Here is a 24,594-nt window from a genome sequence, read left to right as displayed (position 1 = left end):
GCCCGCGAGCGTGGCCGCAGCCGCCCATTGGTCTACTCCACTGACGCACCGCAGGCGGTCGCACCACCGCACAGGAAACCCATATACACGCCCGCTGACATGGGAAATCCTGGGGAATTCCGTTGCCCGTCGGATGATTGACGGATCGTCGGTGAGCCGATACCACTGACGCACAACCCGCCCCGCACGCCCCGAGCAGCATCCCCACCACCCACGCTCCCAGGAGGCACCGTTGCATCGGTCCACCCGTTCCATCCCCGCCAGACGCCCCCGTGCGGGCGTGCGGGCGGCGGGCACGCTCGCCACGGCGGCCCTGCTGCTGCCGCTGCTCGGCGCGGCCCCGCCCCAGGACGCCGGAGCGGCCCCTTCGGCGCTGCTTCAGGGCGCGTTCGCCTCGGCCGCGGCCGAGTACCAGGTGCCGCAGAGCGTGCTGCTCGGCGTCTCGTACCTGCAGTCCCGGTGGGACGCGCACGACGGCGCGCCGAGCGTCACCGGCGGCTACGGCCCCATGCACCTCACCGACGCGCGGACCGCGATCGAGAACACCGTGGCGCACAGCCACGCGGAGGGCGACGCCCGCGGCGACGACTCCCGCGCCCCGCTCAAGGCCTCCGAGGCCGTCCCGACCGAGGGCCAACTCCCGGCCCGGCTGCGGACGTTGCCGCGCGCCGCGGAGCTCTCCGGCATTCCGGCCGAGCAGCTGCGCAGTGACGCGGCGGCCAATGTGCGCGGCGGCGCCGCCCTGCTCGCGGCCGCACAGAGGAAGCTCGGCAAGCCGCTCAGCGACGACCCGGCCGACTGGTACGGCGCCATCGCGACGTTCTCCGGCGCGGACGACACGGCGACCGCGGCGACGTACGCCAACGACGTGTTCGCGGTGATCCGCGACGGCGAGCAGCGGACCACGGACGCCGGCCAGAGCGTGACGCTCGCCGCCGACGCGGACGCGAAGCCGCGGGCCGCACAGCTTCAGAAGATGGGCCTGCGCAAGGCGGACACGTCCGACACCGAGTGCCCGAGGACCGTGTCGTGCGAGTGGATCCCGGCGCCGTACGAGGAGTTCGGCGACGGCGACTACGGCAATCACGACCTGGCGGACCGCCCCAAGGACCAGAGCATCGACTACATCGTCATCCACGACACGGAGGCGACGTGGGAGCAGACGCTGAAGCTGGTCCAGGACAAGACGTATCTGGCCTGGCACTACTCGCTGCGCTCGACCGACGGGCACGTCGTGCAGTCGATCAAGGCGAAGGACGTCGGCTGGCACGCGGGCAACTGGTACGTGAACGCCAAGTCGATCGGCCTGGAGCACGAGGGCTTCCTCGCGCAGCCCGACTCCTGGTACACGGAGGAGATGTACCGGTCGTCGGCGCGCCTGGTGTCGTACCTGGCGAAGAAGTACGACATCCCGCTGGACCGGCAGCACATCCTGGGCCACGACACGGTGCCGGGACCGACGACGTCGACCATCCCGTCGATGCACACGGACCCCGGCCCGTACTGGGACTGGGCGCACTACTTCGCACTGATGGGCAAGCCGTTCCACCGCACCGCGGGTCCGAACGCCGGGGTCGTCACGATCAAGCCCGACTTCGCGAAGAACCAGCCGCGCTTCACGGGCTGCGACAAGGCCGGTGAGGACTGCGCGCCGCACGGGTCGAGCGCGGTGCGCGTGTACACGGAGCCCAGTGAGGACGCCCCGCTCGTCAAGGACATCGGTCTGCGGCCGGGCGGCCAGGACTCCACGATCGACGTGAACGACATGGCGTCGCGTGTCTCGACGGGCCAGCAGTACGCGGTCGCCGACCGCAAGGGCGACTGGACGGCGATCTGGTACCTCGGCCAGAAGGCCTGGTTCAAGAACCCGGCGAAGCAGCCGACCGCCCTCGGCGCCAAGGGACTTGTGATCACACCCAAGGCGGGCGCGAGCGAGATCCCGGTGTACGGGCGGGCCTACCCGGAGGCCTCGGCCTATCCGGCGGGCATGACGCCGCAGGCGGTCTCGCCGCTGCCGTACAAGCTCCTGGCCGGGCAGCGCTATGTGATCGGCGGGCGGACGACGGGTGAGTACTTCTACTCGCCCATCTTCGACACGTCGACGCACAAGGTCGTCAAGGGCAAGGACGTGTACTACGAGATCCAGTTCGCGCACCGGGTCGCCTATGTGCGGGCGGCGGACGTCCAGGTGGCGCCGTCCACGGCGTCGTAGCCGGCCTTTCCGGTGGTGCGGTGGGGCCCGGGTCCGCGTGGGGGCGGACCCGGGCCCCACGGCTGCGCGGGGCACGGTCAGTCGAAGACGTACCGGCGTCCGGCCACGGCCTTGACGGTCTTCTCCCCGAACAGGGTGCTGCGCAGGGTCAGTTCGCGGGTGCGGGCGGCGGTGACGACGATGCGGGTGGCGCGGCCGCCCTGCCAGTCGATGTCGACGGTGGCGCCGCCGCGGGCCCGCAGTCCGCGCACTGATCCGTCGGGCCAGCTCGCGGGGAGCGCCGGCAGCACCTCGATCACGTCGAACTGGCTCTGCAGCAGCATCTCCACGACGCCGGACGTGGCACCGAAGTTGCCGTCGATCTGGAACGGCGGGTGCGTGTCCCACAGATTCGGCAGGGTGGACGCCTTGAGCTGTTCGGAGAGCATCTTGTGCGCGTGGTCGCCGTCGCGGAGCCGCGCCCAGAAATTGATCTTCCAGGCCTTGGACCAGCCGGTGCCGCCGTCACCGCGGGCGGTCAGCGACACCTTCGCGGCGTCGGCCCAGGTGCTGTCGGGCTCGATCTGCCGCCCGGGGTGCAGGGCGTACAGGTGCGAGACGTGCCGGTGGTCGTCGGTGGGGCTGTCGAGGTCGGTCTTCCACTCCTGGAGCTGCCCCCAGGATCCGACGCGCAGCCCGGGATCCAACTCGGCGAGGGTGTCGGCCAGTTGATCGCGGAAGGCGGGCGAGTCGCCCAGCGTCCGCGCCGCTTCCAGGGTGTTGGTGAGCAGGTCGTGGACGATCTGCTGCGACATGGCGGCGCCCGCCGTGAAGTCGCCGTGCTCGGGGGAGTAACTCGGCGTGACGACGAGGGTGTTGTCGCGTGGATCGGTGCGCAGGTTGTCGATCCAGAACTCGGCCGCGGACTTCATCAACGGGTACGCGGTGGTGCGCAGGTAGGCGGTGGACCCGCCGAAGCGGTAGTGCTCGTAGAGCTGCGCGGTGAGCCACGCGGCGGCCTCGGGGAACCAGAAGGAGGTCGACCAGTCGTGCACGCCCGTGAAGCCGTACGGGTTGGTCTCGTTGTGCACGACCCAGCCGCGTGAGCCGAACATCTCCTTGGCCGTGCGTTCGCCGGGGGCCCGTAGCGCCGTCACGAAGCGGTCGTACGGGGCCGTGGTCTCCGGCAGGTTGGCGGCTTCGGCGAGCCAGTAGTTCATCTGCAGGTTGATGTTGACGTGGTAGTCGGCGGACCAGGGCGGCGTCGTCGACTGGTTCCAGACGCCCTGCAGGTTCGCGGGCAGCGAGCCGGCCCGGGAGGACGCGATGAGCAGGTAGCGACCGTACTGGAAGAAGAGTGCCTCCAGGGCGCGGTCGGCGGGGGTCGTCCCGCCCGTGTAGCGCGCCAGGAGCTGGTCGGTGGGGACGCCGGCGGGCGGCGTCTGGCGGATGTCGAGGGCGACCCGGTCGAAGAGCGCACGGTGGTCGCGCAGGTGCCGGTCGCGCAGCGCCGTGTGGCTCTTCGCCGCGGCCCGGTCGACGGCGGCGGTGACCGCGGCGCTCGGGTCGGGCCCGCGGTAGGCGGGGTAGGTGTCCGCGTAGTCCGTCCCCGCGGCCAGGACGAAGGACACGCTGTCGGCGCCGGTGACGGTGAGGCTGCCGTCGTCGGTCGCGGTGAGCGTGCCGCCGGTGTGCCGGACCCGGACCTGCGCCTCGAACGTCAGCCCGTTGTCGGCGAGTTGCCCCCTCACGGTGATGCGGTCGCCGGTCGCGGTCGCCGTGAAGTCGGTGCGGGGCGAGGTGTAGCGCAGGGTGCAGGTGACGGAGCCGGGGCGGTCGGCGAAGAGACGGCCCGCGAGCACGGAGTCCGGGTGGGAGGCGAAGTACTCCCGCCCGTGGACGGTGTCCCCGTCCGTGTACGCGACCGTGGCGAGGGCGGTGCGCAGGTCGAGGGCGCGCCGGTAGTCGGCCGGGGTCCCGGCGGGGGCGCCGGGGATGTCGAGGCGGAGGTCCCCGAAGGTCTGGTGGGCGCCGTAGCCGATGCGGGCCTGGCCGAGCTCGGCGGCGACGGTGTCGGGGTCGAGCTGCGTCTCCGCGTCGAGCCTTCCCTGCACATCGGCGAGGGCGTCGGGGCGCGGACTGCGCCAGTTGCCGAAGTCGTAGCCGTCCTGCGCGCCGGGACCGCCGGTCCACAGGGTCTTCTCGTTGAACTGCAGCTGCTCCGAGGCGAGGGTGCCGAAGACCATCGCGCCGAGGGCGCCGCTGCCGATGGGCAGGGCCTCGCGCTCCCAGTCCGACGCGGGAGCCTTGTACCAGAGCAGCAATTCATCGGAGGGCTCGGCCTGCGGATCAGCAGCAGCCGATCCGGCGAAAGGACCGAGACCCGTGGCGAGCAGGGCGGCGCCGACGGCCGCACCTTTGACGGTGGTTCTTCGCTTGATGCCGTTGATGACGTTGGTGCCGTCGGTTCCGTCTGTCTCAGAGCGCTCAGGATTCCCAGAAGGCATGCCTCGTGACGCTAGAGGTCCGATGACTCTGCGACAAGGGGGGGAACGCTCCGGATCGGGCGGCCGGTGTCAGCTCTGCTGGAACAGCTCCGCGGGCAGCGGCTTGAGCAGCGCGTACAGGTCGTCGGTGATCGGACGGTCCCAGGAGGCGATCGTCACGAGCACGTTGTCGCTGCGGTCGAACTGGACGCAGGAGATGCGCGTCTCGGACAGCTTCAGGCGCCGCACGATGAGGAGGTTGTCGCCCTGCATCACCGGGACGTCCTCGACCTCGGTGACCGTGACCTCCTCGTCGTTCTCCAGCGCGATCAGCAGCTGGGCGACCTCGAAGGGGATCTCGCCCTCGGCGGTCTCCCGGGCCGGTGAGCCCTCGGGCAGATTGCCGATGATCATCGCGGGACCACGGCCGCCGAACAGGTCGTAGCGCAGGAACACACCCTGGCAGCTGCCGTCGGGGGCGGGCAGCAGGCCCGCGCCGAGGTTGCCCGGCCAGTCGCCCGGATCCATGGCCAGGACGTCGAAGTCGGGGCCCGCGGGGGTCGCTGCGCGGCGGCGGAGGAAGGACATGCTGTCCATCGTACGTCGCCGGTGGGCGACGGCCCGCCTCGGGGTTTGGCGGACCCGGCTACTCCTCCAGGGCCGCGGCGAGGCCGGTCGGGTCGGTGCCGACCTTGCGGTACACCGACGACAGGAGCCGCACGACGGTCTGCTCGTCGAGACGCAGCTTTCTCGCGATCTCCGCCGGGCACAGTCCGCGCACGGCGCACCCGGCGACCGCGCGCTCCCGCGCCGTCAGGGTGTCCGTCGCCGCGCCGCGCAGCGGGCGGGGCCGCAGCCCCGCGGCGGCGAGTTCGTCGCGGGCCCGCTCCACGAGGCCGTCCGCGCCGCAGGTGACCGCCGCGTCCAGGCCGCGGTAGAGCTGGTCGGCGGCTTCCTTGGCGCGGCCCGTGCGGCGCAGTTCCGTGCCGAGGGCGACGAGCGAACAGGCCAGTTCGTATCCCGCCGGTGAGCGTTCGAGGTGGGCGACCGACTCCTCCAGGAGCTTGGCGCGCGGCGCGCCGGAGGAGACCTCGGCGGCGGCGCGCAGGGCCTGTCCGATGGCGGACGGCGCCCCGAAGAGGCGGGCCCGTTCGACGGCGTCCTGGGCGGTGGCGAGGGCGCGCTCCGGAGCGTCGTGGGCCTCGGCGCGGGCGAGGTGCAGCTGCCAGGGGCACCAGGCGGGGTTGCGCATGCCGCGGGGGTCGAGCCGGCGTCCGGCCGCGGCGAGCTCGACGGCGGCTTCCTTGGTGCGGCCGAGGGCGAGCAGCAGTTCCCCGTAGACGGTCTGCGCGTCGGGGAAGACGACGGCGGCGGGGAACGGCTCCCCGAAGGCGTACGTCTCCGCCACGGCCTGCGCCTCGGGGACCCGGCCGCGGGCGAGGAGCACCTCGACGAGGGTGCCGACGGCGTACCAGTGGGCCGGGGTGCCGGGTCCGACGCGCTCGGCGAGGCGCAGGCCCGCGCGCGCGAAGTCCTCGGCCTCGGCCAGGCGTCCGCGCCGGTAGCGGACGTAGCCGAGGATCGTGTACGCGAAGGAGAGATGGGCGCCGCGCCAGCCCGCGTGCTCGAAGTCGGCGATGCCCTCGACGAAGAGTTCCTCGGTGCGGCCGGGACGGTCGGCGTAGAGGAAGGACATGGCGACGAGGACGGGGACCTCGAAGCCGCGGTCCTCGTCCGCGGCCCAGCGCAGTCCGCCGGCCAGGGCGCGTTCGGCGTGCCGGATCACGGTGGCGACGGGTTCGCCGCGCAGGGTGGCGTCCCAGGTGCGCAGCCCGATGAGGTAGCGCTCGGTGAGGTCGCGGCCGGTGAGCCGGTCGGCGAGTCCGGCCAGGCGCCGGGAGCGGGCCGGGGACTCGGGTTCGTCGGCGCGGAAGGCGTCCCACATGAACTGTTCGGCCTGCATGCGCAGGCGGACGCGGGAGTCCGTGGTGCGGCGCATCTCGCGGCGGAGGATCTCGGACGCCTCGGCCAGCCGGTCGCTGTGGGCGAGGACTTGGGAGAGCCGGTAGACGATGCCGTGGCGCAGCGCCGGGTCGGTGATGGGCTCTTCCAGCGCGGCGCGCAGATGGTTCACGGTGGTGGCGGGTTCGGTGAGCAGGGAGGCGCTGCCGAGTTCGTAGAGGACGACGGCCCGGTCATCGAAGGGCGGGGGTTCGCGCAGCGCGCGGGCCAGGTAGCGGCGGGCGGCGTCGGGGGCGCCCGCGCGGACGGTCTCGCGTGCGGCCGCGCGCAGTTGCTGCACGACCCAGGGGTCGCCGTCGGGGTGGGTCTCCAGGAGATGGCGTGCGGCGGCCGAGGCGCCGAGCCCCGCGTTGACGACGGTCCATGCGGCCTGGCCGTGCAGGGCGACGCGGACGCCGCCGGGTATGGCGCGGTAGACGGCGGTGGCGATGAGCGGATGGACGAATTCGAGGGTGTCCACCCCGGTGAGGATGCGGGCCGTACGCAGCCGGTCGGCGGCGTCGGCGGCTTCCTCGGAGCCCAACCCGGCGACGGCGGAGGCGAGTTCGGGGGAGATCTCGGTCCCGAGGACGGCGCAGGCCCAGGCGAACCGAACGGTGGAGGCGCCGAGGCGTTCGAGGCGGGCGACGAGACCGCTGCCCTTGACGGCCGCGGCGAGGTCGCGCAGCAGGTGGGCCCCGTTCTCCGTCGGGGCGAGACCGCGGTCGTGCACCTTCGCGGTCAACTCGACCGCCTCGAAGGGGTTTCCGGCGGTGACGGCCCAGCACTCGCGGCAGAACGCGTCGTCGGCGTGCGCGCCGAGGGACTCGCGGACCATCCGGGCGATGGCGGACGCACTGAGCGGTTCGAGGCCGAGAGGCCGGCGACCCGCGCGGCCCGGCAGACCGCGCAGCGCCTCGGCATGGTCGGGGAGCTCCTCGGGCCGGTAGGCGACGACGAGCAGCAGCGGGAGCTCCTCGGCGCGGGGCGCGAACGCGGCGAGCCAGCCCAGGGACTCCGGGTCGGCCCAGTGGGCGTCGTCGAGGACGAGGACCATGGGGGCGCGCTGCACGGCGAGGTGGGTGAGCACCCAGTCGAGGCCGTCGCGCAGGCCCTGCGGGTCGGGCGGCGCCCCGTCGGTGGCGGCGCACAGGCCGAGCGCGGGGCCGACGATGGCGTACCAACTGCCCAGCCGGGCACGGAGTTCGGTCTCGGGCAGTCCGGCGAGCTGGGGCTGGACGAGCTGGCGTGCGACGTGGAAGGCGACGCCCTGTTCCTGTTCGCCGCCGCGTGCGTACAGGACGGTGCAGCCCTTGGCGGCGGCCCGCCTGCGCACCTCGGCCAGCAGGGTCGTCTTGCCGAGTCCGGCGCGTGCGGCGACGGCGAGCAGTGCGCCGTGCGGCCGGTCGGGCGGCTCGAGGCCGGCGGGACGCAGCCCGGCCAGCTCGCCGAGTGCCTCGTCGACAGCGGCGAGCTCGCTGTCGCGCTCAAGCAGCGTCCGCCTGCCCCGGCTGCCGCGCTGAACCATGGCGCACCCCCAGCCGCGGCGGTACGGCCGGCGCGGGGAGCCGGTGCGCGCCACGGTTTCCAGATCTGTCAGCCTACGCCGAACAGTTCCGGCAGGAGTGTCATGTGGCGCTCTGCGTCAGGGAGTTGTGCCGCTCGTGGTGACGGGCCACTCGGGCCCGGTTCCCGCAGGACGGCTTGCACCACTCCTGGCGCGGGTGTTCCTTGAGGAAGTACCGCACGCAGCGCGGCGCGTGGCAGGCGCGCAGCCGCTGCCGGTCGGCGCCGGTGAGGAAGGTGAGTGCCGCGCGGGCGAGCGCCGCGGTGAGCAGGTCGGCCCCGGGTGCGTCGGCGGTGGCCGTCTCCCGCACGCTCGGGGCGTCGTCCCCGTCGGGCCAGTGCAGGACGGGGACGGTGGGCACGCGTGCGGCCGCCGTGTTCAGGCGGGTCAGGGCCTCGGGGACGGGGAGCAGGCGGCGCGCGTCGGCCGGGCTGGGCTCCCCCGGGCGGACGGCGCGCGCGAACAGGGCGCGCACGGCGGCCCGCACCTCACGGACCTGTCGCAGGGTCTCCTCGTCGCCGGTGAAGTCCGGGTCCAGGGGCAGCGTGGCGGAGTGTGCGCGCACCCATGCGGTGAGGCCGTCGGGCGCGAGGAGGTCGTCGGCCACGCCGCCGTTCCCGTCGTGCCGGATGGTGAGGGCGAGGTCGAGGACGAGCCGGGTGCCGTCGGGGCCGGCCGTGCTGATGTCACGCATGACCCTAATGATAGGTTCCCCGTCAACCATTAGCACGGGCGGTGGGGTGCATCGGGAGGGGACCATGCGGGACGGCACGCTCACGTACTGGCGGGCGGGTCTGGAGGCCGTGCCGGAGGAGGTGTGGAGCCATCCCGCACTCGAAGTGCTGCTGCTGCCCGACAACCGGCTCACGCACGTACCCGACCGCATCGGCACCCTGACGCGCCTGCACACCCTGGACCTCGGCCACAACCGGCTGACCTCGGTGCCCACGCGACTCGGCGACCTCACCGGCCTGACCCGGTTCCTGTATCTGCACGACAACCGGCTCACCGGGCTGCCCGACACGCTCGGCGCCCTCGACCGGCTCGGCTATCTCAACGTGGGCGAGAACCGGCTGACGTCACTGCCCGCGACACTGGGCGCGCTGGCCGGCCTCGTCGAACTGCGCGCCCAGCACAACCGGCTGACCGCGCTGCCCGACAGCGTCGGCGCGCTCGCCGCGCTGCGGGAATTGTGGCTGCGCGGCAACCGGCTCACGGATCTGCCCGCGTCGGTCCGGCATCTGCGGGAACTGCGGGAACTGGAACTCCGGGACAACGCCTTCGCCACCGTCCCGGAGGCGCTGCGCGACCTGCCCTCGCTGCGCCGGCTCGATCTGCGCGGCAACCGGCTGCGGGACCTGCCCGCGTGGGTGGCCGGGCTGCCCGCGCTGGAGAAGCTCGACCTGCGCTGGAACGACGTACGCGTCGCGCCCGGCCTGCTCGACGAGCTGACCGGGCGCGGGTGCGTCGTACTGCGCTGAGCCTCCCGTGGTCCGAGCCCCCGTCCGCTCAGTCCTCGTCCTGCCCGGCGGGCGGCACGACCGCGACCGGGCTCGCCGCGTGCAGCAGTACGGCGTGGGTGACCGAGCCGAGCATGGGAGCGGGGCGGGTGAGGCGGCGGCGGTGACGGCCGACGACGACCAGGTCGGCCTCCCGCGAGTTCTCGACGAGATGGCCCGCCGCGTCGCCGGGCGCGACGTACAGCTCGACGTCGACCTCAGGGTGAGACTTCCGCTGGGCGGCGACGGCGTCGTTGGCCAGATTCAGCGTCTCCCGCTCGGCGGCCTCCTGGTCCACCGTGGTCGGCGTGAAGTCGCCGAACGCGGACCAGGCGAGGACCGGCCACGGGTAGGCGGCGACGATCTGCAGCCGGGCGCCCGTCCGCGCGGCGTGCTCGAAGGCGAAGCGCAGCGTGGTCTCGTCCGGGTCGTCGGTCTGCAGGCCGACGACGACGCGCGGGCCGGGCGGCACGGGGGTGTCGCCGTGCACCTCGCGGCCCGGTGGCGGCACCACGACGACGGGGCAGAGCGCGTCGCGGGCGGCGGCCACCCCGTTCGAGCCGAGCAGCAGGCTGGCGAAGCCGCCGCGGCCGCGTGAGCCGAGCACCAGGAGCTGGGCCTCGGCGCTCATCTCGGGCAGCACCGCTGCGGGCAGCCCGTCACGGCTGATGAACTCCAGGGGCGGCAGCCCCTCGCGTCCCTCCAGTGCCGTGCGTACGTCCCCGACGACGGAGTCGCCGGCGGGTTCCTCGGGCCCGGCGACGAGTACGGCGGGCTGGAGGTAGGGCGCGTACTGCCGCACATGCACGATGCGCAGGTCGGCACCGCGTCGGGCCGCCTCGGCGAGCGCCCATTCCAGGGCGCGCTTGCTGTCGTCGGACCCGTCGACCGCGGCGACGACGGGCAGGGGCTGCGGCGTGCTCATGAGTGGTTCGCCTCCGACACCGGGCACGCTGACGGTGCCCTCATTGACCGGCTGTTCCTGTGGCCAGGCTCGCGCACACAAGAGCCACAGGACAGGGCCGAAGGTCACGTGTCGGAAACCGGGCGGGAAAACGGCGCGTCCGTCATGGCTCCCCAGGTGCGCCGCCCCCTCCCGCGCACCTCTAGGTCAGGTCGAACTCGCCCTCGCGGGCACCGAGGACGAACGCTCCCCACTCGTCCGGCGTGAAGATCAGCGAGGGGCTCTCCGGGCTCCCGCTGTTGCGCATCGCGATGAATCCCTCCACGAAGGCGATCTGGACATCGCCCAGACCCCTGCTGCTGGAGCGCCAGTCCGCCCCGCTCAGGTCCAGGTCCGGCTTGTCCCACCCCATGAGCGGGTGCTGGTCGACGGTGCTCTCGGCCACGTCCGTGCTCCTCCCGGTTCGTCGTCCGTGCGCCAGCCTAGCGATCGGTTCGGACCCCGCACAGGCCACGAAGGTGGCGATCGTTCATCGGGCGATCAACCGGTGGGCGGCTCGGCACCGACGAGCCACATGGCGAAGAACTGCGACCCGCCTCCGTAGGCGTGCCCGAGCACCTTCCGGGCGCCGTCGACCTGGTGCTCCCCGGCCTGGCCGCGTACTTGCAGGGCGGCTTCGGCGAAGCGGATCATGCCGGAGGCACCGATGGGGTTGGTGGACAGGACGCCGCCCGACATGTTCACGGGCAGGTCGCCGTCCAGTTCGGTCACGCCCGACTCGGTGAGCTTCCAGCCCTCGCCTTCGTCGGCGAAGCCCAGGTTCTCCAGCCACATCGGCTCGTACCAGGAGAACGGCACGTACATCTCGACGGCGTCGATCTCCCGGCGCGGGTCGGCGATGCCCGCCTGCCGGTACACGTCGGCGGCGCAGTCCTTGCCGGCCTGCGGTGACACGAAGTCCTTGCCCGCGAAGAGGGTCGGCTCACTGCGCATGGCGCCGCCGAGCAGCCAGGCCGGCGGGCGGGGTGAACGGGCCGCTCCCGCACGGTCGGTGAGGATCATCGCGCAGGCGCCGTCGGAGGACGGGCAGGTCTCGGAGTAACGGATGGGGTCCCAGAGCATGGGCGACGCCTGGACCTTCTCCAGCGTGATGTCGTGCTCGTGGAGATGGGCGTAGGGGTTCTTCAGGGCGTTGCGCCGGTCCTTGTACGCGACGAGGGATCCGACGCTGTCGGGCGCGCCCGTGCGCCGCATGTAGGCCCGTACGTGCGGGGCGAAGAAGCCGCCGGCCCCGGCCAGCAGGGGCTGCTGGAACGGGATGGGCAGGGAGAGACCCCACATCGCGTTCGACTCGGACTGCTTTTCGAAGGCGAGGGTGAGGACCGTGCCGTGGACGCGCCCCGCGATGAGGTTGGTGGCGACGAGCGCGGTCGAGCCGCCGACGGACCCGGCGGTGTGCACGCGCAGCATCGGTTTGCCGACGGCACCGAGCGCGTCGGCGAGGTACAGCTCCGGCATCATGACGCCCTCGAAGAAGTCGGGCGCCTTGCCGATGACGACGGCGTCGATGTCCGCCCACGTCAACTCGGCGTCTTCGAGTGCCTTTTGGGCCGCTTCGCGGACGAGCCCGGCGATCGACACGTCGCGACGGGCCGCCACGTGCTTGGTCTGCCCGATCCCGACGACGGCCACGGGCTCCTTGGCTGTGGTGCTCATCGCTGGTCCTCCCCTTCGAGTACGGCGACCAGGTTCTGCTGCAGGCAGGGCCCGGACGTGGCGTGGGCGAACGCCCGGTGGGAGGCGCCGCGGTGGATGCGGGCGGCGGCCTCGCCGATGCGGATCAGTCCGGCGGCCATGATCGGGTTGGCGGCGAGGGCGCCGCCCGACGGGTTGACGGCGACGTCCTCGCCGAGCCGCAGCGCCTTGCGCAGGACGACTTCCTGCGAGGTGAACGGGGCGTGCAGCTCGGCGGTGTCCGCGGGCCGTTCGAAGGCACCCGCGTTCTCGGCGGCGAGCCGTGTCGACGGCGAGTCGGTGAGGTCGCGCACGCCGAGGGAGTGGGCCTCGATCCGGTGGTCGATGCCACGGATCCAGGCGGGCCGCTCGCACAGCTCCCTGGCCCGGTCGCCCGCGGCGAGGATCACGGCGGCGGCCCCGTCCCCGATGGGCGGGCAGTCCCCGGTGCGCAGCGGATGCACGACGTAGTCACCGTGGGCCACGTCGGCGCCGCGCACCTGGGCGTGCGGGTTGGCCCCGGCGGCCCGGCGGCTGCGGGCGGCGACCCCGGCGAGGGCGGGCTCGTCGGTCTCGCCCGCGTCGATCAGGGCCTGCGCCTGGAGCGCGGCGAGCGCGACGGAGTCGGGCCACAGCGGGGCGACGTAGTACGGGTCGAGCTGCCGGGTCAGCACGTCGCGCACCGAACCGGGTGAGGACTTCCCGTAGGAGTAGACGAGCGCGGTGTCGGCGTCGCCGGTCAGCAGCTTGGTCCACGCCTCGTACAGCGCCCACGCGCCGTCCATCTCCACGTGCGACTCGGAGATCGGCGGCCAGGCGCCGACGCCGTCGAGCGCCATGGTGAAGGAGAAGGCCCGCCCGGCGAGGTAGTCGCTCGACCCCGAGCAGGTGAAGCCGATGTCACTGGTCTTCAGGCCCGTGGTGTCGAGCACGTCGTGCAGGACGGGCATGAGCATCTCCACCTCCGACTGTTCGTCGGTGGTGCGCCGGTGGTCGGTCTGCCCGAAGGCGACGACGGCGATGTCCCGGATCGGCGGCCGCATTCAGATCAGCTCCTTGTACGTGTCGTAGTCGGCGTCCGGTTCGCCGGTCGGCCGGTAGTGGTCGGGGTAGCGCCCGCCCTCGCTCCACACCGGTTCGACGCGCAGCCCCATCCGGACCTGGTCGTAGGGGATCCCGGCGATGCGCCCGTGCAGGGCGAGGTCGGCGCCGTCGAGCGCGATGTGCGCGTAGACGTAGGGCAGTTCGATGTCGAGGTTCTTGGCCTTGACGTTGACGATGCAGTACGTGGTGACGGTGCCGGCCGGGCCGACCTCCACCTGCTCGGTGGTGGCGACGCCGCAGGTGGGGCAGGCGCCGCGGGGCGGGACGTAGACCTTGCGGCAGGAGGGGCAGCGTTCGCCGACGGTGCGGTTGTCCGCGAGGGCGTTGATGTACCGGCTCTGGGCGCCGCCCGGGCTGTAGGTGTAGTCGAGGCGGGCCTGCGCGACGATACCGGTCACCTGGTCCTCGAACTGCCCTGTGTGAGAGGCGACTTGAGGGTCTGCGGCGGTGCTGTCGTCGTCCGGTTCGAAGCAGGCGATGTCCGTGATGGCGCCGACCCGCTCCTCGGCCCAGCGGATGCGGACGCGCTGACCGGTGTGGACGGCGTCCGGGCCGGGGGCGTCGAGGGCGTGCAGCACAGCGGCGTCGGCGCCGTCCAGCCTGACCAGCACCCAGGCGAAGGGCGTGTCGAGGGGCTGGCCGCGGCGGGGCTCGGGGTTCCAGGCCCACGTGGTGACGGTGCCGGAGGTGCCCACCTCGACCAGGTCGCGGATCTCGTCGGCGGTGACGGGGTCGTACTCGACCGGCGGCACGAGGACGCTGCCGCCGGCGGTGCGGACGCCGAGGACCGTGCGCTCGCGCAGACCGGTGAGGAAGGCGCTCTGGACGGGTCCGAGGGAACGGGTGAAGGGGAACTCCACGACCAACGGTGCGCGGAGTACCTCCGGTCGGGGCGTGGTTGTCATCTGGGCTCCTTCAGACGTGCAGGGGGTTGGGGGCGGGGGCTCGTCCGCCTGGTTGCTGTGCGGTGCCGGGAGCGGCATGTTGCGTGCGCACCCTCATGAGGCGGCAGCGGAGCCGCATGCCTCAGGGGCGCGGGGAACTGCGCGATCGGCCCCACCGGCTCCGCGCCCGGCACCGCACAGACACCCGGCAGACGCGTGACCGAACGGCACGGCCAGTTCGGGGAACCTCTACTCCCGCCGGTACACAGGCGGCCTCTTCTCCGCAAAGGCACGCGCACCTTCCTTCGCATCGGCCGTGTCGAAGACCGGCCACCCCCGCTTCAGCTCGGCGGCCAGACCGTCCGCCTCCGTCAGCTCGGCGGCCTCGTACACCGACGCCTTCACGGCCTCCACGGCCAGTGGCCCGCACGCGTTGATCCGCTCGGCGATCTCCAGCGCCGCGTCCAGGGCCGTACCGTCCGGCACCACCCGGCCCACCAGGCCGATCGCCGCCGCCTCGGCCGCCGGGTACGGACGGCCGGTCAGCAGCATCTCCAGCGCGTGCGTGCGCGGGATCTGGCGCGGCAGGCGGACCGTCGAGCCGCCGATGGGGAACAGGCCGCGCTTCACCTCGAACAGGCCGAACGTCGCCGACTCCCCCGCGACCCGGATGTCGGTGCCCTGGAGGATCTCCGTGCCGCCCGCGACGCAGTGGCCCTCCACCGCCGCGATCACCGGTTTGCGCGGGCGGTGGTGGCGCAGCATCGCCTTCCAGTGCAGGTCCGGATCGGCTTTCATGCGGTCGCGGTACTGCTCGCCGTCCATGCCCTTTCCGGCCAGCGCCTTGAGGTCCATGCCCGCGCAGAACGATCCGCCGGCGCCGGTGAGCACGATGGAGCGGACCGTGTCGTCGGCGTCGGCCTCCAGCCAGCCGTCGTACAGGCCGACGAGCATCGGCAGGGACAGCGCGTTCTTGGCCTCGGGCCGGTTGAGCGTGAGCACGAGCGTCGCGCCTTCGCGCCGCACGTCGAGATGTTCGGTCCCACCCATGACTGCCCTCCAGTCGGCTGACGCCTCAAGACCCCTGGGACCAGAACAGGTTGCAGGAGGGCGCGGGCCAGTTCAAGAGTTTTCTGACACTCAGTCAGATTTCTTGTGCGGGGCCCCTTCCCCCTTCCATCCGCCTCTGCTCTGATGACGGCCACACGAGATGACGCCAGGGTCAGGAGGAGCGGTGGAGTACAACCTTGCCGACCTGTTCGAGTCGGTCGTCGACGTGGTCCCCGACCGCGAGGCACTCGTCTACGTCGACCACCCCGGCACGGGTGCGGAGCGCAGGCTGACGTACGCACAACTCGACGCGGCGGCCAACCGCATCGCCCACCATCTGATCGACAGCGGGCTGCGCCCCGGCGAGCACCTCGGGCTGCACCTCTACAACGGCATCGAGTACCTGCAGACGGTGCTGGGCTGCCTCAAGGCGCGGGTGGTCCCGGTCAACGTCAACTACCGCTACGTCGAGGAGGAGTTGGTCTACCTCTACCGGGACGCCGATCTGGCCGCCCTGGTCTTCGACGCGGAGTTCACCGAGCGCGTGGCGGCGGCGCTGCCGCGGACGGAGAAGCTGCGGCACCTGGTGCGGGTGGGGACCCCGGCGGCGGACGCGCCGCCGCTCAAGGCCATGGACTTCACCGAGGCCGAGGCGACCGCGTCGCCCGAGCGCGGGTTCGCGCCGCGCTCGCCGGACGACCAGTTCATCATCTACACCGGCGGCACGACGGGCATGCCCAAGGGCGTGATGTGGCGTCAGGAGGACCTGTTCTTCTCGGGGTTGGGCGGCGGCGCACCGACGGGCGAGCCGGTGTCGCGCCCGGCGGAACTGGCCGAGCGGGTGGCCGCGGGCGGCGACGGCATCACTTTCTTCCCCACTCCCCCGCTGATGCACGGCACGTCCACCCTCACGGCCTTCATCGGCTTCAACTTCGGCCAACGTATCGTCATCCACCGCAAGTTCGTGCCGGAGGAGGTGCTGCGCACGATCGAGAAGGAGAAGGTGACGAGCATGTCGCTGGTGGGCGACGCGATGCTGCGCCCGCTCATCGACGCGCTGAACGGACCGCTGAAGGGTACGGACTGCTCGGCGATGTTCAGCGTCTCGTCCTCGGGCGCGATCATGTCGGACACGGTGCGCGCCCAGTTCCAGGCGCTGGTCCCGAACGTGATGCTGCTCAACAACTTCGGTTCGTCGGAGTCCGGCTTCAACGGCACCGCGACGGACGACTCGGGCGCCGGCCAGGGCTTCCGGCTGCGGGTCAACGCCCGTACGCAGGTGGTGGATCCGGCGACGTACGACCCGGTGGCCGTCGGCGAGGTGGGCCGCCTAGCGCAGCGCGGCCATGTCCCGCTGGGCTACTACAACGACCCGAAGAAGACCTCGGAGACGTTCTTCCAGAAGGGCGACGAGCGCTGGGTGCTGCTCGGTGACATGGCGACGGTGGACGAGGAGGGCATCGTCACCGTGCTCGGCCGCGGCTCCCAGTGCATCAACACCGGCGGCGAGAAGGTCTATCCGGAAGAGGTCGAGCAGGCCCTGAAGTCCCACCCTGACGTCTACGACGCGCTGGTGGCCGGCGTGCCGGACGAGAAGTGGGGCAACCATGTGGCCGCCGTCGTCCAGCTGAGAGCCGGCGCCCCCGCCCTCACCCTGGACGCCCTCCAGACCCACTGCCGCAGCCATCTGGCGGGCTACAAGATCCCGCGCCAGCTGATCGTGACGGACCGCATCCAGCGGTCACCGAGCGGCAAGGCGGACTACCGGTGGGCGCGGACCGTAGCGGCCGAATCGGCGCAGTGACAGCAGGTCCGGCGCGGGCCGCCCGCTCTCATGCAGTTGCCGAGCGACGGGCCCGCTGCTGAAGTGGCCGGATGGATCAAGAAGCGGTGCTGGCCCTGTTCGACCGGCAGCTGCGGCGTGCGGCGCGGCCGGACGAGCCGGGGGCGCGGGTCGAGCGGGTCGGCGATGTCGTCCGGCAGGTCGGGCCCGGCGCGGGGTGGAACGGGGTGCTGTGGTCGGGGCTCGACGCGGCGGGCGCGGACGCGGCCATCGCCGAACAGGTGCGGTTCTACCGCGGGTTGGGCGTCGAGGCCGAGTGGAAGGCGTACGGGCACGACCTGCCCGGCGACCTGGGGGCACGGCTGACCGCCGCCGGGTTCGTGGCCGAGGAGACGGAGACCCTGCTCGTGGCGGAGACGGCCGGGCTGCCCCTCGGCGTCGCGCCGCCGGACGGGATCCGGCTGCTGCCCGTCACCGAGGAGGCCCAGGTCGGGCTGGTCGAGCGGGTGCACGAGCGGGCCTTCGACAGCGGCCGGTCCTCGATCGGGCACCAGGTGCGGCAGCAGCTCGCCCACGATCCGGGGACCGTCCCGGCCGTGGTCGCGCTGCACGGCGACGAGCCGGTCAGCGCGGCCCGCCTGGAACTGCACGAGGGCACGGACTTCGCGAGCCTGTGGGGCGGGGGCACCGTGCCCGAGTGGCGCGGGCGCGGCATCTACCGGGCGCTCGTCGCGTTCCGGGTGCGGATCGCCGCCGAGCGCGGGTTCTCGTACGTCCACGTCGACGCCTCGTCGTACAGCAGGCCCATTCTGGAACGGCTGGGGTTCGTGGCACTGGGCACGACCACTCCGTACGTTCTGGGGGCGGCCGGGTAGCCGACGCGGTGACGGCCGGCCCGGCCCGTCAGCCGGCCAGGAACTCGGCCACCCGCGCCACGAAGAACTCCTCGTCGTCCAGCCAGGGGAAGTGCGCGGCGCCCGGCTGCACCACGACGCGGCCCCGCGGGTAGCACTCCGCGGCCTGCCGCGCGAGCCCGGGGCGCGGGCCTCCGTCCAGTTCACCGGCGAGCAGCAGCACCGGGGCGTCGAGCCGGGTCAGGGCCGCGCGCGTCGCGGGCGGGTCGTAGGCGCCTTCGGCGCCGTAGCGCACCTCGGCGCGTTCGTTGCTCTGGTCGTCGGTGCGGGCGGCGTGCGCCTGGGCGCGCTCGTCCCACCGTCCGTAGAAGAACGCGTCGTAGAGGTAGTCGGCGTCGTCCCGGCCGGCGAGCATCTTCTCGTACTCCACGTACGCGGCCTCGAACCATGTCTCGTGGCGCCTCAGCTGCGCGGCGGCGCGCCGGTCCGCCAGGCTCGCCCGCAGGCCCAGGGCCCACTGCGAGGAGGTGACCTGGACGAGCCGCGCGATCCGCTCCGGGTACCGGGCCGCGTACAGGGCGGCGAGGTTGCCGCCCGCCGAGTGGGCCAGGAGGTCCATCCGCTCGAATCCGAGGTGGGCGCGGAGCGCCTCGACGTCGGCGACCTGCCGGTCGCAGCGGTACGTCGCCTCGTCGGCCGGCACCGCGGACTGCCCGGTGCCGCGCAGATCGAGGAGGTACAAAGTGCGGTGAGCGGTGAGTCCGCCCAGGTCCCCGAGGTACTCGGACGCGCGCATCGGCCCGCCGGGCAGGCAGACCAGCGGCGGGCCCGACCCGCGTACGTGACAGACCAGTTCGGTGCCGTCCGGCGCGCTGAACGTGAACATGGCGTGATCATCACAGGCGGGCGGGCCCGCGACAACGCCTTTGTCGACGGCTCGGGCCAACACGTCCCGTCGTATGTCTTGACGCGGGCGGCTCCGTCTTGAATTACTGACGGCCAGCAGGTCAACCGAATGATCGGTCGGGAGTTCGGGAGTGCGGTCGATGACGACGCAGTGGTGGGACGAGGGCGAGCGCCTGGACGCGGCGGAGCTGCGAGCGCTTCAGCTGGAGCGGCTGCGGGCCACGCTGGGCCGGGTGTACGAGCGGGTGCCGTTCTACCGCGAGGCGTTCGACAAGGCGGGGGTTCGCCCCGAGGACTGCACGGCGCTGGAGGACCTGGCGCGGTTCCCGTTCACGACCAAGGCGGACCTGCGGGACAACTACCCGTTCGGGATGTTCGCGGTGGACCGGGCGGACGTGCGGCGGCTGCACGCCTCCAGCGGGACGACGGGTCTGCCCACGGTCGTCGGGTACACCGAGGACGATCTGTCGATGTGGGCCGACATGGTGGCGCGGGCGATCCGCGCGGCGGGCGGCAGGCCCGGGCACAAGGTCCATGTGGCGTACGGGTACGGCCTGTTCACGGGCGGGCTCGGCGCGCACTACGGCGCGGAGCGGCTGGGCTGCACGGTCATCCCGGCGTCCGGCGGCATGACGGCCCGCCAGGTCCGGCTGATCCTGGACCTGGAACCCGAGATCATCATGGTCACGCCGTCGTACATGCTGACGCTGCTCGACGAGTTCGAGCGGCAGGGCGTCGACCCGCGGTCCACGTCCCTGAAGGTCGGCATCTTCGGCGCGGAGCCGTGGACGCAGGAGATGCGGCGGGAGATCGAGGAGCGGTGCGGCATCGACGCCGTGGACATCTACGGCCTGTCGGAGGTCGTCGGACCCGGTGTCGCGCAGGAGTGCGTGGAGACGAAGGACGGGCTGCACATCTGGGAGGACCACTTCTTCCCCGAGGTCGTCGACCCGGTCACGGGCGCGGTGCTGCCCGACGGGGAGCCCGGCGAGCTGGTCTTCACGTCCCTGACGAAGCAGGCGATGCCGGTGATCCGGTACCGGACCAAGGACCTGACGCGCCTGCTGCCGGGGACGGCACGGCCCGCGTTCCGCCGCATGGAGAGGATCACCGGCCGCAGCGACGACATGGTGATCCTGCGCGGGGTGAACCTGTTCCCGACGCAGGTCGAGGAGATCGTGCTGCGCACGCCCGGCGTGGCCCCGCACTTCCAGCTCCGGCTGACCCGCGAGGGCCGGATGGACGCGCTCACCGTCCGCGCGGAGGCCCGGCCCGACGCGACACCGGACGAGCGGACGGCCGCGGCGCGGGCCATCGCGGCGGGGATGAAGGACGGGGTCGGGGTCACGGTGACCGTCGAGATCGTCGATCCGGAGACGCTGGAGCGCTCGGTCGGCAAGATCAAGCGGATCGTCGACCTCCGTGACCACCGCTAGGGCGTGTCCGGCGGATCAGGTCGCGTCCGGGTGACCCGTGCCGTTCTGTGCCGGACCCCGCGCCCGCGACACGATCCGCCGGACAGATCCTGGCTGCGGCGCTCACTCGGCGAACCGGTCCCTGAGCTCCCGCTTGAGGATCTTCCCGCTGGCGTTGCGCGGCAGTTCGTCCACGAAGACAACCCGCTTGGGCGCCTTGAAGCCGGGGAGCTTCTCGCGCGCGTGGGCGAGCAGGTCGGCCTCGGTGACCTCACGCGTACGGACGACGACGGCCGTCACCGCTTCGATCCACCGTTCGTCGGGCAGGCCGATCACGGCGGTCTCCGCGACCGCCGGATGCGTGTAGAGGGCGTCCTCGACCTGGCGCGAGGCGACCAGCACGCCACCGGAGTTGATGACGTCCTTCACCCGGTCGACGACGGTGAAGTAGCCCTCGCTGTCCCGCACGGCGAGGTCACCGGACCGGAACCAGCCGTCGCGGAAGGCCTCCCGTGTCTCCTCGGGCTTGTCCCAGTAGCCATCGCACAGCTGCGGGGAGCGATAGACGACCTCGCCGGGCGTGCCGTCGGGCACGTCCTTGCCGTCCTCGTCGACGATCTTCGCCTCGACGAACAGGACGGGCCGCCCGCACGAGTCCATCCGTCCCTCGTGCTCGTCGGGCCCGAGGACGGTGGCGAGCGGCCCGATCTCGCTCTGCCCGAAGCAGTTGTAGAAGGCGAGCCCCGGGAGCCGCGCGCGCAGCCGTTCCAGGACGGGGACCGGCATGATCGACGCCCCGTAGTACGCCTTGCGCAGCCCGCCGAGGTCCCGGGTCGCGAAGTCGGGGTGCTGGGACAGGCCGATCCACACGGTCGGCGGGGCGAAGATGCTGTCGGCCTCGCCCGTCTCGACCAGGTCGAGGATCCGCGCGGCGTCAGGGGCGTCCAGCAGCGTGTTCGTGGCGCCGACCGCGAGGTAGGGCAGCAGGAACACGTGCATCTGCGCCGAGTGGTACAGCGGCAGCGAGTGGACGGGGCGGTCCGTGTCCTTCAGATCGAGCGCGTGGATCGCGCTGACGTACTCGTGGACGAGGGCCCGGTGCGACATCCGGGCGCCCTTGGGCAGCGCCGTCGTCCCGGAGGTGTAGAGGAGCTGGACGAGGTCGTCGGCGCCCGGCTGCCGCCCGTCGTAGGGGGTGGCCGCCGCGAGACGCGCCAGCAGGGAGTCGTCCGCGTCGCGCAGCGCCAGGGTCCGGACGCCCTCGGGCAGGCGGCCGGCGAGGTCGGGGTCGCTGAGCACGAGCGCGCTGCCGGACTGCCGGACGATGTACGTGAGGTCGTCGCCGGTCAGGTTCTGGTTGACGGGTACGTGCACAAGGCCCGCGCGGGCACAGGCCAGGAACCCGACGAGGTACGCGTCGGAGTTGTGCCCGTAGGCGCCGACCCGGTCGCCGGGGTCGAGCCCCAGGCCGCGCAGGACTCCGGCCGCGCGCGAGACGGCGTCGTCCAGTTCCTCGTACGTCCAGGTGCGCGGCCCGTAGCGCAGGGCGACGCGCGCCGGGGTGCGGCGGGCGCTGCGTCGCAGGACCCCGTCGACGGTGCTGCCTGCCGCTTCGGCTGCCGGTGACCTCGTCATGGCGTGATCCTGTGCGGTGTCGGACGCCAGGTCAAGACGTGTGCGCACGACGCTCGGCAGGCGACATACCGATTGGTACGCTCAACCGCCCCTGTCCGCAATGCAGTTGGGAGCACGATGCGTACCCGTCTGAGACAACGGCGCCTCATGGTCGTCGGGACCGCTCTGCTGACCGCGCTCACCGCCACGGCCTCGCTGCCCTCGGCGGCGGCCGACCGGCACGACCGTCCGCACGGTGGCGGCCTGTCCGCCACGATCCGCTACACCGAGTACGGCATTCCCCACATCCTCGCCAAGGACTACGCGAACCTCGGTTTCGGCACGGGCTGGGCGCAGGCCGCGGACCAGGTGTGCACACTCGCCGACGGTTTCCTGACCGTACGGGGCGAGCGCTCGCGCTGGTTCGGGCCGGACGCCGCGCCCGACGGGTCGCTCTCCTCGGCGGCCAAGAACCTCTCCAGCGACCTGTACTTCCGTGGCGTGCGGGACACGCACACGGTGGAGAAGCTGCTCGCCACACCCGCTCCGGCCGGGCCCAGCAGGGACGTCAAGGACGCGATGCGCGGCTGGGCCGCCGGGTACAACGCGTGGCTGAAGCAGAACCGGATCACCGACCCGGCGTGCAAGGGCGCGGACTGGGTGAAGCCGGTGACGACGCTGGACGTGGCGGCGCGCGGTTTCGCGATCTCGGTGCTCGGCGGGCAGGGACGCGGCATCGACGGCATCACGGCGGCGCAGCCGCCGACGGCCGGCGCCGAGGGGAAGGCGGCGCCGTCGAAGTCCGAACTGGCGGACGCCGCGCGCGCGTTGTTCTCCCAGGACGACTCCGACATGGGCTCGAACGCGGTGGCGTTCAGCGGCGAGACGACGGCGAACGGGCGCGGTCTGCTGCTCGGCAACCCGCACTACCCCTGGCAGGGCGGCCGCCGCTTCTGGCAGTCGCAGCAGACGATCCCGGGTGAACTGGACGTCATGGGCGGCTCGTTGCTCGGCACCACGGGGATCTCCATCGGCCACAACGCGCACGTCGCGTGGAGCCACACCGTCGCGACGGGCGTCACCCTGAACCTGCACCAGCTGACCCTCGCCCCGTCCGACCCGACGGCGTACGTGGTGGACGGCAAGCGGGAGAGGATGACGAAGCGGACCGTGACGGTGCCGGTGCGGGGCGGCGCCGACGTGACGCGGACGCAGTGGTGGACCCGCTACGGCCCGGTCGTCACCTCGCTCGGCGCCCAGCTCCCCCTCCCCTGGACGGCGACGACGGCGTACGCGCTGGGCGACCCGAACGCGCTCAACATGCGGGCCTCGGACACCGCGCTCGGCTTCAGCAAGGCGCGCTCGACGGACGACGTGCTGCGGGCTCTGCGCCGCACCCAGGGCATCCCCTGGGTGAACACGATCGCCGCCGACTCGAAGGGCCACTCGCTGTTCACGCAGTCACAGGTCCTGCCCCGCATCACCGACGACCTGGCGGCGCGCTGCTCGACGCCGCTCGGCAAGGTCACCTACCCGGCGTCGGGGGTCGCCGTGCTGGACGGTTCGCGCGGGGACTGTGCCCTCGGCAGGGACAAGGACGCGGTGCAGCCGGGCATCTTCGGCCCCTCGCGGATGCCGGTCCTCAAGGACGCCCCGTACGCGGAGAACTCCAACGACAGCGCCTGGCTGGCCAACGCGGACCGGCCGCTGACCGGCTACGAGCGGGTCTTCGGAACGGTCGGCACGCAGCGTTCGATGCGGACGCGCGGCGCGGTCGAGGACGTCGCGGCGATGGCCGGCCGGGGCGGGCTGACGGTCGCGGATCTGCAGAAGCAGCAGTTCGCCGACCGGGTACCGGCCGGGGACCTGGCGGCGGCCGACACGGCGAAGGCGTGCGCGGCGCTGCCGGGCGGCTCGGCAACAGGCAGCGACGGCAGGGCAGTTGACGTAACGCAGGCGTGCACGGTCCTGGCAGGCTGGGACCGGACCATGAGCACCGGCAGCCGGGGCGCGCTGCTCTTCGACCGGTTCTGGCGGAAGCTGACGGCGACCGTCGCGGCGGACAAGCTGTGGAAGGTGCCGTTCTCGGCCGCCGACCCGGTGCGCACGCCGAACACCCTCGACACCCGGCAGCCCGGATTCGCGACGGCGCTCGCCGACGCGGTGGCCGAACTGCGGGGCGCGGGCATCGCGTTGGACGCGAAGCTCGGCGACGCCCAGTTCGTGGTGCGCGGCGGTGAGCGGATCCCGGTGCACGGCGGCACGGAGTCGCTCGGCGTGTGGAACAAGGTCGAGCCGACTTGGGACGCGAAGGGCGGCGGCTACACGGAGGTCGTGCACGGCTCCAGTTACATCCAGGCCGTCGGCTGGGACGGCGGCCGCTGCCCGGTGGCACGCACGCTCCTGACGTACTCCCAGTCGTCGAACCCGGACTCGCCGCACTACAGCGACCAGACGCACCTCTTCTCCGGGAAGAAGTGGGTCACGGAGCGCTTCTGCGAGCAGGACATCCTGCGCTCGCCCGCGCTGAAGGTGGTACGGGTGCGCGGCTGACCCGTCGGGAGGGGAGGCCCTGCCTCCCCTCCCCCGCGCCTGCTCCACG

Annotated in this window: 18 protein-coding genes; 6 read left to right on the top strand and 12 right to left on the bottom strand. The window is 72.5% G+C overall.

The window, feature by feature from the left end; genetic code table 11:
• The first annotated feature begins 232 nt into the window (after nt 1–232).
• Nucleotides 233–2,212: an N-acetylmuramoyl-L-alanine amidase gene (locus tag ACQUQD_RS37840; protein ID WP_428956739.1), complete on the top strand. Its 1,980-nt coding sequence runs from the start codon at nt 233–235 to the stop codon at nt 2,210–2,212.
• Nucleotides 2,213–2,289: 77 nt separating this feature from the next.
• On the opposite strand, the gene ACQUQD_RS37835 is transcribed toward ACQUQD_RS37840, so the two are convergent.
• The 4 genes from ACQUQD_RS37835 to ACQUQD_RS37820 all read right to left on the bottom strand — a co-directional run bounded on the left by ACQUQD_RS37835 (nt 2,290) and on the right by ACQUQD_RS37820 (nt 8,939).
• Nucleotides 2,290–4,512: a glycoside hydrolase family 95 protein gene (locus ACQUQD_RS37835; protein ID WP_428957753.1), complete on the bottom strand. Its 2,223-nt coding sequence runs from the start codon at nt 4,510–4,512 to the stop codon at nt 2,290–2,292.
• Between the two features lie 255 nt (nt 4,513–4,767).
• Nucleotides 4,768–5,265 (bottom strand): hypothetical protein, encoded by a 498-nt coding sequence (locus tag ACQUQD_RS37830; protein ID WP_428956738.1) that lies wholly within the window; start codon nt 5,263–5,265, stop codon nt 4,768–4,770.
• 58 nt (nt 5,266–5,323) lie between these two features.
• Nucleotides 5,324–8,206 carry a helix-turn-helix transcriptional regulator gene (locus ACQUQD_RS37825; protein WP_428956737.1) on the bottom strand — a complete coding sequence of 961 codons (2,883 nt, stop codon included), beginning with the start codon at nt 8,204–8,206 and terminating at the stop codon, nt 5,324–5,326.
• 100 nt (nt 8,207–8,306) lie between these two features.
• Complete coding sequence (locus tag ACQUQD_RS37820; protein WP_428956736.1) at nt 8,307–8,939, bottom strand: CGNR zinc finger domain-containing protein; 633 nt, start codon at nt 8,937–8,939, stop codon at nt 8,307–8,309.
• Between the two features lie 64 nt (nt 8,940–9,003).
• Between ACQUQD_RS37820 and ACQUQD_RS37815 the strand changes: the two genes are divergently transcribed.
• The gene (locus ACQUQD_RS37815) at nt 9,004–9,726 is read left to right on the top strand and encodes a leucine-rich repeat domain-containing protein (RefSeq protein WP_428956735.1); all 723 of its coding nucleotides are present in this window, start codon (nt 9,004–9,006) and stop codon (nt 9,724–9,726) included.
• A gap of 28 nt (nt 9,727–9,754) precedes the next feature.
• Here the strand turns inward: ACQUQD_RS37815 and ACQUQD_RS37810 are convergent, their stop codons facing one another.
• From ACQUQD_RS37810 to ACQUQD_RS37785, 6 genes are all read right to left on the bottom strand, one after another.
• Nucleotides 9,755–10,669, bottom strand: a complete 915-nt coding sequence (locus ACQUQD_RS37810; protein ID WP_428956734.1) for a universal stress protein — start codon at nt 10,667–10,669, stop codon at nt 9,755–9,757.
• 181 nt (nt 10,670–10,850) lie between these two features.
• Nucleotides 10,851–11,093: a DUF397 domain-containing protein gene (locus tag ACQUQD_RS37805; protein ID WP_428956733.1), complete on the bottom strand. Its 243-nt coding sequence runs from the start codon at nt 11,091–11,093 to the stop codon at nt 10,851–10,853.
• 95 nt (nt 11,094–11,188) lie between these two features.
• On the bottom strand, nt 11,189–12,364 hold the full coding sequence (locus ACQUQD_RS37800) for a thiolase domain-containing protein (protein ID WP_428956732.1): 1,176 nt from the start codon (nt 12,362–12,364) through the stop codon (nt 11,189–11,191).
• Nucleotides 12,361–13,425 (bottom strand): thiolase domain-containing protein, encoded by a 1,065-nt coding sequence (locus ACQUQD_RS37795; RefSeq protein ID WP_428956731.1) that lies wholly within the window; start codon nt 13,423–13,425, stop codon nt 12,361–12,363. The genes ACQUQD_RS37800 and ACQUQD_RS37795 overlap by 4 nt, the downstream gene beginning before the upstream one ends.
• Nucleotides 13,426–14,391, bottom strand: coding sequence for a Zn-ribbon domain-containing OB-fold protein (locus ACQUQD_RS37790; protein WP_428956730.1), 966 nt, complete (start codon nt 14,389–14,391; stop codon nt 13,426–13,428).
• A gap of 228 nt (nt 14,392–14,619) precedes the next feature.
• The gene (locus tag ACQUQD_RS37785) at nt 14,620–15,420 is read right to left on the bottom strand and encodes a crotonase/enoyl-CoA hydratase family protein (protein WP_428956729.1); all 801 of its coding nucleotides are present in this window, start codon (nt 15,418–15,420) and stop codon (nt 14,620–14,622) included.
• Nucleotides 15,421–15,604: 184 nt separating this feature from the next.
• On the opposite strand from ACQUQD_RS37785, the gene ACQUQD_RS37780 reads away from it, so the two are divergent.
• A complete protein-coding gene (locus tag ACQUQD_RS37780) occupies nt 15,605–17,224 on the top strand; it encodes an acyl-CoA synthetase (RefSeq protein WP_428956728.1) in 1,620 nt (539 codons plus the stop codon).
• Between the two features lie 71 nt (nt 17,225–17,295).
• Nucleotides 17,296–18,078, top strand: a complete 783-nt coding sequence (locus ACQUQD_RS37775; RefSeq protein ID WP_428956727.1) for a GNAT family N-acetyltransferase — start codon at nt 17,296–17,298, stop codon at nt 18,076–18,078.
• A gap of 28 nt (nt 18,079–18,106) precedes the next feature.
• On the opposite strand, the gene ACQUQD_RS37770 is transcribed toward ACQUQD_RS37775, so the two are convergent.
• A complete protein-coding gene (locus ACQUQD_RS37770; protein WP_428956726.1) occupies nt 18,107–18,943 on the bottom strand; it encodes an alpha/beta fold hydrolase in 837 nt (278 codons plus the stop codon).
• Between the two features lie 160 nt (nt 18,944–19,103).
• Between ACQUQD_RS37770 and paaK the strand changes: the two genes are divergently transcribed.
• Nucleotides 19,104–20,399, top strand: a complete 1,296-nt coding sequence (gene paaK / locus ACQUQD_RS37765) for a phenylacetate--CoA ligase PaaK (protein WP_428956725.1) — start codon at nt 19,104–19,106, stop codon at nt 20,397–20,399.
• A 102-nt stretch (nt 20,400–20,501) separates the two neighbouring features.
• On the opposite strand, the gene ACQUQD_RS37760 is transcribed toward paaK, so the two are convergent.
• On the bottom strand, nt 20,502–22,013 hold the full coding sequence (locus tag ACQUQD_RS37760) for an acyl-CoA synthetase (protein WP_428956724.1): 1,512 nt from the start codon (nt 22,011–22,013) through the stop codon (nt 20,502–20,504).
• Nucleotides 22,014–22,130: 117 nt separating this feature from the next.
• Here ACQUQD_RS37760 and ACQUQD_RS37755 point away from each other — a divergent pair, with 117 nt between their 5' ends.
• Nucleotides 22,131–24,545 (top strand): penicillin acylase family protein, encoded by a 2,415-nt coding sequence (locus tag ACQUQD_RS37755; protein ID WP_428956723.1) that lies wholly within the window; start codon nt 22,131–22,133, stop codon nt 24,543–24,545.
• The last annotated feature ends 49 nt before the right edge of the window (nt 24,546–24,594 follow it).

It is taken from the genome of Streptomyces sp. cg35, from assembly GCF_050410835.1.
Lineage (GTDB): Bacteria > Actinomycetota > Actinomycetes > Streptomycetales > Streptomycetaceae > Streptomyces.
This window is presented reverse-complemented; position numbering and strand designations above follow the sequence as displayed.

Bases quoted from the DNA above. Each gene is read 5' to 3' on its own strand.
- ACQUQD_RS37830 (WP_428956738.1), bottom strand. From the start codon at position 5,265: ATGTCCTTCCTCCGCCGCCGCGCAGCGACCCCCGCGGGCCCCGACTTC.
- ACQUQD_RS37825 (WP_428956737.1), bottom strand. From the start codon at position 8,206: ATGGTTCAGCGCGGCAGCCGGGGCAGGCGGACGCTGCTTGAGCGCGAC.
- ACQUQD_RS37820 (WP_428956736.1), bottom strand. From the start codon at position 8,939: ATGCGTGACATCAGCACGGCCGGCCCCGACGGCACCCGGCTCGTCCTC.
- ACQUQD_RS37815 (WP_428956735.1), top strand. From the start codon at position 9,004: ATGCGGGACGGCACGCTCACGTACTGGCGGGCGGGTCTGGAGGCCGTG.
- ACQUQD_RS37810 (WP_428956734.1), bottom strand. From the start codon at position 10,669: ATGAGCACGCCGCAGCCCCTGCCCGTCGTCGCCGCGGTCGACGGGTCC.
- ACQUQD_RS37800 (WP_428956732.1), bottom strand. From the start codon at position 12,364: ATGAGCACCACAGCCAAGGAGCCCGTGGCCGTCGTCGGGATCGGGCAG.
- ACQUQD_RS37795 (WP_428956731.1), bottom strand. From the start codon at position 13,425: ATGCGGCCGCCGATCCGGGACATCGCCGTCGTCGCCTTCGGGCAGACC.
- ACQUQD_RS37790 (WP_428956730.1), bottom strand. From the start codon at position 14,391: ATGACAACCACGCCCCGACCGGAGGTACTCCGCGCACCGTTGGTCGTG.
- ACQUQD_RS37785 (WP_428956729.1), bottom strand. From the start codon at position 15,420: ATGGGTGGGACCGAACATCTCGACGTGCGGCGCGAAGGCGCGACGCTC.
- ACQUQD_RS37775 (WP_428956727.1), top strand. From the start codon at position 17,296: ATGGATCAAGAAGCGGTGCTGGCCCTGTTCGACCGGCAGCTGCGGCGT.
- ACQUQD_RS37770 (WP_428956726.1), bottom strand. From the start codon at position 18,943: ATGTTCACGTTCAGCGCGCCGGACGGCACCGAACTGGTCTGTCACGTA.
- paaK (WP_428956725.1), top strand. From the start codon at position 19,104: ATGACGACGCAGTGGTGGGACGAGGGCGAGCGCCTGGACGCGGCGGAG.
- ACQUQD_RS37760 (WP_428956724.1), bottom strand. From the start codon at position 22,013: ATGACGAGGTCACCGGCAGCCGAAGCGGCAGGCAGCACCGTCGACGGG.
- ACQUQD_RS37755 (WP_428956723.1), top strand. From the start codon at position 22,131: ATGCGTACCCGTCTGAGACAACGGCGCCTCATGGTCGTCGGGACCGCT.